Raw genomic sequence first — 10,443 nt, forward strand, 5'->3', positions numbered from 1 at the left:
CGAAGCGCTCATCCGCTGGGCCGCCATCGCTGGCATGACCCGCCGCATCACCCGCGGTCAACCGGCACGACGTCAAGCCCGCCGCACCTTCACCTGGACCTGATCAACCCCATCTCAAACACGCTCTTAGGCCTACAAAACCTATTCAAACGCCCTCCCAGCGCCTGTTTCGTCAGCAGATGCGCCCTGAATTCCGTCTGACGTAGACATGACCCGGACTCGCCGCTACCATCTGCCGCGGGCCCATCCGGTCTGTCCAGGGTGGATCTTGGCGGTGACCGCTCGCCGCGCCTATCCCAGCGACATCTCCGACGCCCGTTAAACCTTGATCGCACCGACCCTGCTCGCCTGGCAGCAAGCCCGCCTCGACCGTCGGCCCACCGGCGAGCCGGCCCGCACCGACGTCCGGGACGTTTTCAACGCCATCCTCTACGTCAACCGCACCGGGATCCCCTGAAAGTACCTCCCTCATGACTTTCCGCCACACACCACCGTGTACTACTACTATGCCGCGTGGCGCGACGAAGGAATCTTCGCCCAGCTCAATCTCGACCTGACCGCCCTGGCCAGGGTGAAGGCCGGCCGCGAAGCGCAGCCCACCGCCGCGGTCATCGATACACAGAGCGTGAAGACTTCCACGAACCCGCCAATCGCCACACAAGGAGCCGACGCGGCCAAGAAGATCGTCGGTCGTAAACGCAGCGTAGTCACCGACACTCTCGGGCTACTGTTGGCCGTCATCGTCATGGCCGCCTCCGCCCGGGGGTTCGTCACGGATGACCGGCCCGGGGTTCACGTCGGGCACCGAAGGGTAGGGAACCCAGCCGGTGCCGTCGAAGATCTCCAGCTCGCCGTGGTCGGTCAGTCGGAAGTCGCCGGTCTGTGGGGCCTCGGGCTTGTCGTCAGCTGGCAGTCGTCGTCTCCTGGAGGACGAAGGCATCTACCGTCGCCACCCGATGATATGGGCCAGGGGCAAGCTCGACGGGGGCTCGTCGGCGCGCCTGCGCACCCGCGGGCACCCGTCGGCCGGCGGCGGCAACCTAGAAGTAGGCCCCTGGGAGGGCCACCCATAGCCTCGGAGCCGTCCCCACGAAACACGTAGGAGGTGACGGCTGTGAACGGAGCAGTGAGCCGACCACGGCTACCCGGCCCTGCCGGCACGGCGGAACAGCAGGAGTGGCTCCGGCGAGTCGACAAGATAGCCCCGCTGCTGGCGGCGCACCGCCAGGACGGCGAACGGAACCGGGTCACCCCGGCGGTCGTCTACGAGGCCCTGCGTGACGCCGGGATCCCGCGGATGTGGGTGTCGCGCGAGTTCGGGGGCGAGCAGGTCAGCCTCGGCACCGGGATGGCCGTGCTGGAGGAACTCGCCCGCATCGACGCCTCGGTGGCCTGGCAGATGGGCGTCCAGGGCGCGATCGGTCGGCTCTCGGACTACCTGCCGGAGGACCGGGCCCGCCAACTGTTCAAGGACAACGACGGGCTGGTCGTGGGCGGGGTGAAGCCGTTCGGCTCCGCCGAGCGGGTCGACGGCGGCTACCGGCTCTCCGGCGAGTGGTCGTTCGCCAGTGGCAGCGCCCACGCCGGCTGGCTGGCTTGCATGGCCTTCCTGACCTCCGGCGGCGAACGGGTCGTCGGCCCGCACGGTCCGGAGATCGTGGTGCTGTTCGTGCCGAAGGACGCCGTCGAGATACGCGACACCTGGCACGCGATCGGCCTGCGCGCCAGCGGCAGCAACCACTACCGCGTCGCCGACCTGTTCGTCCCCGAGGACCTGTCCACCACCAGGACGGCGATGGCCCGGCCGCCACGCGACCGCCCGGCGCGGGCGTACCCCGTCAGCTACTTCGACTTCGGCCCGTTCACCACGGCCCCAGTGCCGTTGGGTCTGGCGGTCGACGCGATCGACTCCTTCGTGGCGCTCGCCCGGAGCAAGGTGCCGGCGAGCGGCACCACCGTGCTCGCCGCCGGCCACACCGTGCAGGACAAGGTCGGCCGGGCCGAAATGCTGGTGCACGGCGCGCGGGTGCTGCTGCACGACGCCGCGGCCCGCACCGAGGAGGCCGGCGGCACCGGCGGAGACGAGCTGTCCTGCCTGATCCGGCTCACCGGCGCGACCGTGTCCGAACAGGCGGTCAGCGTCGTGGACACCATGTACGACCTCGCCGGGTCCAGCTCCGTGTACGAGACGAGCCGACTCGAACGGTGTTTCCGCGACGTACACACCGCCACCAAGCACATCGCGCTCAGCTCCTCGCACTTCGAGATGGCGGGCCTCTATCTGCTCGGCGGCGAACTCGCCATGCGTCGGTGACCCGGGTGCCACACCGATCAGCCGCAGACGTCGGCCGCGCAGTGACCCTCCTACCACCCTGCCCACCAGAAGGGACGTCATGATCGCGCAGCACTATGACGACATCGTCATCGGCGCGGGAAGTGCCGGCGCACCGCTCGCCGCCCGGCTCAGCGAGGACCCGGCCCGCCGGGTCCTGCTGATCGAGGCGGGCCCCGACTACCCGGTCGACGGTACTCCACCGGACCTGCTCGACGGCAACCGAATGGCGTTGACCGGCCACGACTGGGGGCTCACCGCCCGGATAACCGGCGACCGGTCCATCCGGTTCCCGCAGGGCCGGGTGGCCGGTGGGTCCTCCGCGATCGGCAACACCGTGGCGATCCGCGGCATGCCCTCGGACTACGACGAGTGGGCGGACGCGGTCGGCAGCTCCGCGTGGTCCTGGCAGCAGGTGCTGCCGTTCTTCACCGCCTTGGAGGACGACCTGGACTTCGGCCAGCGGCCATACCACGGCACGGACGGCCCGGTCCCGATCCGGCGGTGGCGCGCCGACGAGCTGACCGCGGTGCAGCGGGCGTTCCACGGGGCCTGCGTGGACGCCGGATACCCGCTGTCACCGGATCACAACGCTCCGGACTCGACCGGTGTGGGCCCGATCCCGTCGCACCGCCGCGACGCCGCCACCCGGGTGTCGACCGCCGCCTACCTGGAGCCGTGCCGGGGGCGTGCCAACCTCACCGTCGCCGGCGGGGTCCCCGTGGAGCGCGTGCTGTTGAACGGCGACCGGGCCGTCGGGATACGGGCGGGCGGACGGCGCGTGCTGGCGGACCGGGTGATCCTGGCCGCGGGGGCGGTGCACAGCCCGGCGATACTGATGCGTTCCGGCATCGGGCCGGCCGAACAACTGCGCCGCCACGGCATCGACGTGCTGGCCGACCTGCCCGGGGTCGGGGCGAACCTGACCGACCAGCCCCGCATCGGCGTGTTCATGGTGCCCAGACCCGGCTCGGAGAACTACGGCACGTCGACCGGCCAGATCGTGCTGCGGACCACCGCGGAAGGCTCCCCGGCGACGAACGACATGTACTACGCCGCGGTCAACCACTTCGACCTGACCCACCAGTTCCCGGAGCTGCGCCGGCTCTCCGGCGCCAGCCGCGTCTTCGGGGTGATGGCGGTGGCGCGACGTCTGTGGTCGCGCGGCCGGGTGACCCTGGACTCGGCCGACCCCACGGTGGCCCCCCGCGTCGACCTCGGTTACCTCTCCGACCCTCGGGACTATCCGCTGCTTCGGCACGCCCTGCGGATCTGCTGGGCGCTGGCCGAACAGCCCACGATCCGCGCCGAGGCGGCCAGGTTCGCCGTGCTGACCGAGGCGGACCTGGACTCCGACGCCGCCCTCGACCGCTATGTCGAAGCGGCCGTCGACAGTGCGTACAACCCGGCCGGGACCTGCCGGATGGGACCGTCGGGCGATCGGGACGCGGTGGTCGACCACCGGTGCGCCGTGCACGGGATCCATGGCCTGTACGTCGCGGACGCCTCGGTGCTACCGCACATGGTCCGCGCCAACACCCACCTGACAGTTGTCATGATCGGCGAACGAGTGGCCGACCTGCTGCGCTGACGCCGACACGAACGTGGCCTGCCCCCCAGGGGGACGGGGGCAGGCCACGGGTTCAGGGGCCGCTACGCGCCGGCCGGCGGCCCCGCGGGGGACAGCAACTGGACGTAGTTGCCGTCGGGGTCGGTGAAGGTGCCGACGGAGCCGAAGTCGGGCAGGGTTTCCACCGGACGCACCCACCGTACGTCGAAGCCCTCCAGATGCGCGGCTGCGCCCTGGATGTCCGGCGTGAACAGGTTGATCAGGATCCGGCCCGGCTCCGTGGTGGCGTCCGCGACGTCGGCCCGCTTGTCGAACACCAACCGTGCTCCGCCGACCTCTACCACCGGGCGCCCGAGCACGTCACCGGGCTCCGAGTCGGGCGCAAGCGCCGCGTGGTACCACGCGCTCAGCCGCTGCGGGTCGGCCGACCCGATCACCAGGCCGCCGAAGCGGACGGTCACTGCACTCGCCATCAGTCTGCTCCTCGATGTCCAGCTGTGTCCCGCCATGAATACGTACCGGCGCGGACCGCCGGACTCATCGGCGCCGGGCGGGAAACCTTCGGCAATACGGAAGAGGCCGGTCCGGCGTCTTCCTGGGAGGGTCGAAATGCGGAATCCCAACCCGTCCAGGAGGAAGTTGTGACTGATCAGCAGGTTTCGTTCGACACCACTGTGCCCCACGTCGCCCGGGTACTCGACTACCTGCAAGGCGGGACGGCGAACTTCGAGGCCGACCGGCAGGCCGCCGAGTTCGCGTTCGCGAACTGGCCGGGCGGAGACGTGCGGGTCGACATCCGGGGCGCCCGCGCCGCGCTCGTACGGATCGTTCGCTACCTGACCGCCGAGGCGGGCATCCGGCAGTTCCTGGACATCGGCACAGGGCTGCCGACCGCGCAACCGGTGCACGAGGTGGCCCAGCGGATCGCGCCGGAGAGCAAGGTCGTGTACGTCGACCGGGACCCCGTGGTGATCGCCCATGCCCACCAGCTGCTGGCCGGAATCCCCACCAGCTCGGTGGCCTTCATCGACGGCGACATGCACGACCCGGAGGGCATCCTGCGCGACGCCGCCGCGACGCTGGACTTCGACCGGCCCGTCGCGCTGGTCCTCTTCGGAATCCTGCACTTCTTCACCGAGGAGGAGGACCCGGCGCGCATCATGAAGACCCTGCTCGACGCCGTGCCCTCCGGCAGCTACGTGGCGTTCTCACACTTCGCCCGCGCCGACGGGGACGACGCGATGGACGCCACCTTCGAGCAGCTCAACAAGCAGTGGGGCGAGTCCGTCGTGCGGCGTACCCGCAGCGAGGCCGCCGACCTGTTCTTCCCGGGCCTGGAGCCCGTCGAGCCCGGGGTGGTCGAGCTGCCGGACTGGCGGCCGGACGTGGCCGTCACCGGCCCCCGCCCGCTGCCGATGTGGGTCGGCGTGGCGCGTAAGCCGTAACGGAACCGCCGGGCGCCCGTTCACCCGCCGGGTGACGGGCGCCCGGCACGCCGGGGTCACCCGGGCACCGAACCGACGCACAGGACGTTGCCCTCCCGGATGTAGCTGTGCGGATGGGCCAGCGGGTGGCGGGGATCCTCGGGATCCGCGAGCGCCGACCAGTCTCCCGGCGCGCCAAGGCGGGTCGCCTGCTGGGCGAGCTGCGCGCAGGAGGACCGGTAGAAGCGACGGGCGGCCGGTGGGTGTGGGGCGAAGTGTTCGATCAGCTCCGTGCGCTGCCTCACCGGATCGAGGCCGGCCGCCCGCAGCCACCGGTGCAGCTCGGCAGAGCGCAGCAGTTGGCGGGCGTAGTCGGAGGTCGCGGCGGCGAAGCGGAAGAAGTCGGAGAACAGGAACGGATCGCCCGGCCAGGCGGTGATCAGTGCCGCGTCGATGTCCTTGACGGCGACCAGACCACCGGGGCGCACGACCCGGCGCAGCTCGGCCAGCGCGGCGGCGAGCTGCCCGTCGTCGAAGTACTGCACGGTGTTGGCGCACCAGGCGGCGTCGAACGAGTCGTCGGGGTAGGGCAGGCGCAGCAGCGAGGCCCGCACCACCGACACCGGGCAGCGCGGCGGGGTACGCGCCACCCGGTGGCGCAGGGCGGCGACGTTCTCGGCCGCCAGGTCCACGGCCGTCACCCGGCCGGCGGCACCCACCACGTCGGCGATCAGCGGGACGAAGGAGCCGCTGCCGCAGCCGGCGTCCAGCACGTGCCAGCCCGGCGCGATCCCGACGTCGGCCAGCAGGCCGGAGTAGGCCTCCCGGCACGCGTCGAAATGGGCGTCCACGATAGTGGGATGGGTGAAGGCCAGACCGGTGGAGGTGGCGTAGCCCCACGAGGAACCGCCGTCGGTCGTCATCGCCGCACCTCCGACAGCGCCGCCCCGCGCCGGTCGAGCAGGCCGCGCAGGGCGGCACCGACCTCCCGCGGTGCCTCCAGCGGCGCCAGGTGGCCCGTCCCGGCCAGGGTCACCAGCTCTCCGTCCGGGAGCAGGTCGGCCAGCCGCCGCGCGTCCGCGCGGGACACCAGTTCGTCCTCGTCGCCGGCCAGCACGACCGCCGGCACCCGGGTGCCACGCAGCACGTCGGTGGCGTCCTGGCGCTCCGCGACGGCCCGCTGCGACCAGGCGACCGCCCGGTGGTCGACCGCCTCGACCAGCGCGCGCACCCGGTCGGCGACCGACGGTGCCGTGCGGCGGGTGGTCGCGCCGAGCAGCTTCGGCACCGTGGCGTCGTGGACGCGGGAGCGTGACCCGGGGTCCGCCAGCAGTTCGGCCATCGCGCGACGCTGGGCGGCGGTGGCCTCGTCGTCGGCCTGGGCCCGGGTGGCGAGCAGGGCCAGGGCGCTGGTCCGGCCGGGGTGCCGGCGCAGGAACGCCATCGCGACGTAGCCACCCATCGAGCAGCCCACCAGCGCGACGTCCGACACGCCCCGGCGGTCGAGGAGGCGGGCCAGGTCGTCGGCCACCACGTCCAGCGACGGCGGTGCGTCGCCCAGCGGGGCCACGCCGTAACCCCGCTGGTCCACGGCGAGCACCTGATGACCGGCGCGGCTCAGCTCGGCCCGCGGGGCGTCCCACATCCGCGCGTCGACGCCGAGGGCGTGCAGCAGGACGACCGCCGTGCTCACCGCACGCTCCCCGCGCACGCCGTCTCGGCGCGGGAGACGAAGGCGAGCACGTGCGCCGGTGTCCGTCCGCGCACCCAGGCCAGGGTGACCGGCGCCGGCGGCAGGTCGTGCACCGGGACGACGCGTACGGTCGGCACGGCCACGTCGGCGAGCGAGGCCAGCGACACGTGTACCGCGTCGGTGCCGGTGACCGTGGCCATCATGGTCGCCGCGTCGACGAGCCGGTGGCGCCGGCGGATCGGCCGGCCGGCGGGAGTGCGCGGGGGGACCACCTGGTCCCACACGTACGCGGGGAACGCGCCGGGGCACTGGAAGCCGTCGAACTCGGCGACCTCCTCGATGGCGACCGACGACCGGTCGGCGAGCGGGTGGTGGGCGCCGACGACGGCGACCCGTGGGTCGGTGGTCAGCACCGCGCTCTGATCAAGGTCGTCCTCGCGCAGTGCGAACTTCACGATCATCACGTCGAGGTCGCCGGCGCGCAGGTCGCGGAAGGGATCGGTCAGGTCGTACTCGCTGAGCCGGATGTCCTGGCCGTCGGCGGCGCCGGCTCGGGCGATCGCCGTCGCGGCGCGCAGCGAGCCGTGGTATCCGAAACGCAGCGTGGGCGGTGGGGTCAACTTCCTCTCCTCACGGTCAGGGCGGCGGCGGCGTACCACCGGTCGGGGGCGAGCGGGTCGATGCCGACGCGGAGAGCGGCCGGCGGCTCGTCGAGACCGACCAACCGGGGCACGGTGTGCGGGACGATCGAGTCGCCCGCCTCGACCAGGCCGTCGGCGACGGCCTCGGCGAGCAGGTGGTGGACCTCGACGAGGGCGGTCACGACGGTCACGCCCGCCGTCGCGACGTGCAGGTCGAGTCGCGCCCCGGGCCGGGCCGCGCCCGCCGCCGGCAGCGGGCCACCGACGGGCACGGGCGACCGTGGCGCGGCGCGGAGGGCGGCCGGCGCGTCGAGCGCCTTGAGCAGCCGCCGCAGGGCCGCCGTGGCGTCGTCGGTGGCGGGTCGCGTCCAGGCCGCCGAGGAGTCCGGTGCGACGTGCGCGAAGGCGAAGCGGTCACGCAGGTTGGCCGGGTTGCCGACGAGGAAGACGGCACGGGTGAAGGAGCGCCGCCACGCCGTCATCGCCGCCTCGTCCAGGCCCAGGGCGAAGGCGCAACACTCCCGGACCAGGTCGGCCAGCGCGAAGCGGCGCAGGACCACCGCGACGGCGGTCGCCGCCAGCGCCGGGTCCGCGCCGATCTCGTGGCGGGCGGCGAGTAGACCGGCCATGGTGTCCAGGTCGTGGCGGGCGGCCAATTCGGGGGCGCAGGCGGCGAGGCGCCCGGCCGCGTGCCGGTGCAGCCCGCGCTGGCCCAGCATCATGCGAACACCGTCCGGATCAGCTCCCGCCCCGGCCGGCGCTGGCGCCGGGCGAGCAGGCCGCTGGTGAGCCGATAGGGGTCGACGTACCGGTGCCGGCCACGGTGCCGGCCCACCAGGTCGGCCAGGTCGGTGCCGGTCGCCCCGCCGTCGTCGGTCAACAGCAGCCGCGCGCGGCGCAGGGACCGGTGCAGCAGGTCGAAACTGAACGGTACGGACGTGCCGGGCCCGAGCACGGCGATGAAGTAGAGCCGCAGGCCGAACCGCAGGGCGGCCTCGTCGTACCCGGCTCCGGCGGCGCGCAGCAGGGCGGCGGCGGTGTGCCGGTGCCAGCCACCGTGCCGGGCGGAGTCGATCTGCCCGTCGATGGCCACCCGGCCCAGGGTCACCCGGTGCACCGTCGCGCCGGCCTTGGTGAGCACCCGTTGCAGCAGGACGTAGTCCGGCTGGAGTTCGCGGTCGCAGAGCAGCACCGTCTCGTCGTAGTCGGGGACCAGGGGCAGCAGTTGGCGCAGGGCGCAGGCGAGATAGTTCGGCCGGCCGTCGGCGGCCACGATCCGTCGCAATGGCATTCCCCACCGGGTGGGGTCGAGGTAGACGGGTCCGCCGAGGCGGCGCAGGTCCACGCAGAGGCCCTCGGCGTCGAGCCGGGCGATGGTCTCCTCGAGGGCCAGGCCGGGCGGTTGGTGCCGGGTCAGTCCCGGATCCGCCATGCCGAGCTGGGCGTACTGGTCCTGCCAGATGTCCAGCACGCGGGCGCTGGCCGGGTGAACCCAGGAGTGCTCGTCGAGCGCCTCCAGGTAGGGCCGGCACGCTGCGGCCGTGGGGGTCTGCCCGCTGCGCCGATACCGGACGTACAGTTCGCCGATGTCCTCGTCGGAGCAGGCCGAGTAGTCCAGGTCACCGAACGTGCGGTCGAGGAACTCCCAGAAGCCGACCGTCTGCTCGCACGAGTGGAAGGCGGTGTGGCTGCCCAGGTGGGTGACGTCGGCGAGCGCGGCCGTGGCCCGCACCAGGACGTCGGTCCAGAGCAGGCCCTTGAGGTGGCTGGGCGTGAGCGGTTTGGTGGGTGTCACGGTCACCGGGGCGACCAGGATCCGAGCGCGCCGCCCCTCGGCGGGGCGTGCCTCAGCGGCGAACATCGGCACCATGTCAATCCATCTCAATCAATGCCGATCGCGGCCAGCAGGTCGGCGCGGGTGGGACCCCCGGCGGGGCGGTCGGGCACCGCCGTGGCGGCCAGCCGCCGGGCGAACTGGTCGTCGGCGCACACCTCGGCGAGTTCCCGCAACCCCATCAGCACGCGCATCACCCCGCGCCAGAGCACCGCGTCGTGGGCTGCGGCCCGGCCGACGGCCCGCAGCGTCCCCGCCCGTTCGGCCGGGGCGGGCCGACCGGGGTGCAGGGCTGCCCGCCAGTGCGCGACCCGGTCGGCGCCGTCCACCACCGCCTGCCGGTACCAGGGCAGGAACAGCTCGCGCGCGAGGCGTCGTGCGGCGTGCGCCTGGGCCGGGTCCGGGGCGCAGTGTCGGGTCACGAGGTCGGCCACCGCGAAGGCGTGGGTCAGGGCCAGCGACATGCCCCGGCCGTAGAGCGGGTCGGTGACGCACGCCGCGTCGCCCACCGGGATCAGGCCCGGCACCGGCCGGGGCCCGACCGCGGCGGCGCGCAGCGCGTTCGGCGGACAGGTGATGGCGCGCACCGGCGACTCCGCGACCGGCTCGGCGACCCGGAACCACGCGTCGATGCCGGGGGTCACCCGCAGCACCCGGGTGAGGGCGTCCGGCCGGCGCAGCACGGCGAGGGCGTGGTCCTCGGGCAGCACGCCGACAGCGACGGAAAAGGTGTCCCGCCCGGTGGGGTGCAGCACGGCGCCGTAGTGGTCCCCGATGAAGCCGGCGGCGTTGCCCCGGTTCAGCGGCCCCGCCGGCCCCCGGTGCCGATAGTGCTGGGAGTAGACCCGCAGCTCGGTGGGGCTGGTCTCGTCCTGGCCGACGTCCACCCCGACGGCGGCGAGCCATCGCCGGGCCTGCGCGCGACCGCCGGTGGCGTCCACCACCAGGC

Annotated in this window: 9 protein-coding genes and 2 pseudogenes; 4 read left to right on the forward strand and 7 right to left on the reverse strand. The window is 73.0% G+C overall.

From position 1 onward, the window contains the following. Window positions 1–325 precede the first annotated feature (325 nt). The 3 genes and pseudogenes from E1258_RS25300 to E1258_RS25310 all read left to right on the forward strand — a co-directional run. A pseudogene (locus E1258_RS25300) lies at window positions 326–754 on the forward strand (transposase); the annotation flags it as partial. 360 nt (window positions 755–1,114) lie between these two features. Continuing rightward, on the forward strand, window positions 1,115–2,314 hold the full coding sequence (locus E1258_RS25305; RefSeq protein ID WP_132405518.1) for an acyl-CoA dehydrogenase family protein: 1,200 nt from the start codon (window positions 1,115–1,117) through the stop codon (window positions 2,312–2,314). A 79-nt stretch (window positions 2,315–2,393) separates the two neighbouring features. Then, entirely contained in the window at window positions 2,394–3,923 is a 1,530-nt protein-coding gene (locus tag E1258_RS25310; RefSeq protein WP_132405520.1) for a GMC family oxidoreductase, read from the forward strand. Window positions 3,924–3,985: 62 nt separating this feature from the next. On the opposite strand, the gene E1258_RS33560 is transcribed toward E1258_RS25310, so the two are convergent. Beyond that, window positions 3,986–4,375, reverse strand: a complete 390-nt coding sequence (locus tag E1258_RS33560) for a VOC family protein (protein WP_165949900.1) — start codon at window positions 4,373–4,375, stop codon at window positions 3,986–3,988. A gap of 168 nt (window positions 4,376–4,543) precedes the next feature. On the opposite strand from E1258_RS33560, the gene E1258_RS25315 reads away from it, so the two are divergent. Continuing rightward, on the forward strand, window positions 4,544–5,347 hold the full coding sequence (locus E1258_RS25315; RefSeq protein ID WP_165949901.1) for an SAM-dependent methyltransferase: 804 nt from the start codon (window positions 4,544–4,546) through the stop codon (window positions 5,345–5,347). A gap of 56 nt (window positions 5,348–5,403) precedes the next feature. On the opposite strand, the gene E1258_RS25320 is transcribed toward E1258_RS25315, so the two are convergent. The 6 genes and pseudogenes from E1258_RS25320 to E1258_RS34070 all read right to left on the reverse strand — a co-directional run. Then, on the reverse strand, window positions 5,404–6,249 hold the full coding sequence (locus tag E1258_RS25320; RefSeq protein WP_132405524.1) for a class I SAM-dependent methyltransferase: 846 nt from the start codon (window positions 6,247–6,249) through the stop codon (window positions 5,404–5,406). Then, a complete protein-coding gene (locus E1258_RS25325) occupies window positions 6,246–7,019 on the reverse strand; it encodes an alpha/beta fold hydrolase (protein WP_207919705.1) in 774 nt (257 codons plus the stop codon). Before E1258_RS25325 ends, E1258_RS25320 begins: the two co-directional genes overlap by 4 nt. After that, window positions 7,016–7,639, reverse strand: coding sequence for a LysR substrate-binding domain-containing protein (locus E1258_RS25330; protein WP_207919706.1), 624 nt, complete (start codon window positions 7,637–7,639; stop codon window positions 7,016–7,018). Before E1258_RS25330 ends, E1258_RS25325 begins: the two co-directional genes overlap by 4 nt. After that, window positions 7,636–8,382, reverse strand: coding sequence for a DUF6182 family protein (locus E1258_RS25335; RefSeq protein ID WP_132405528.1), 747 nt, complete (start codon window positions 8,380–8,382; stop codon window positions 7,636–7,638). Before E1258_RS25335 ends, E1258_RS25330 begins: the two co-directional genes overlap by 4 nt. After that, window positions 8,379–9,521 (reverse strand): hypothetical protein, encoded by a 1,143-nt coding sequence (locus tag E1258_RS25340; RefSeq protein WP_132405532.1) that lies wholly within the window; start codon window positions 9,519–9,521, stop codon window positions 8,379–8,381. Before E1258_RS25340 ends, E1258_RS25335 begins: the two co-directional genes overlap by 4 nt. Before the next feature lie 20 nt (window positions 9,522–9,541). Beyond that, window positions 9,542–10,443, reverse strand: a pseudogene (locus tag E1258_RS34070) (hypothetical protein); the annotation flags it as partial.

The sequence above is a fragment of the Micromonospora sp. KC207 genome, assembly GCF_004348615.1.
GTDB lineage: Bacteria > Actinomycetota > Actinomycetes > Mycobacteriales > Micromonosporaceae > Micromonospora.

Bases quoted from the DNA above. Each gene is read 5' to 3' on its own strand.
- E1258_RS25320 (WP_132405524.1), bottom strand. From the start codon at position 6,249: ATGACGACCGACGGCGGTTCCTCGTGGGGCTACGCCACCTCCACCGGT.
- E1258_RS25340 (WP_132405532.1), bottom strand. From the start codon at position 9,521: ATGTTCGCCGCTGAGGCACGCCCCGCCGAGGGGCGGCGCGCTCGGATC.
- E1258_RS33560 (WP_165949900.1), bottom strand. From the start codon at position 4,375: ATGGCGAGTGCAGTGACCGTCCGCTTCGGCGGCCTGGTGATCGGGTCG.
- E1258_RS25335 (WP_132405528.1), bottom strand. From the start codon at position 8,382: ATGATGCTGGGCCAGCGCGGGCTGCACCGGCACGCGGCCGGGCGCCTC.
- E1258_RS25310 (WP_132405520.1), top strand. From the start codon at position 2,394: ATGATCGCGCAGCACTATGACGACATCGTCATCGGCGCGGGAAGTGCC.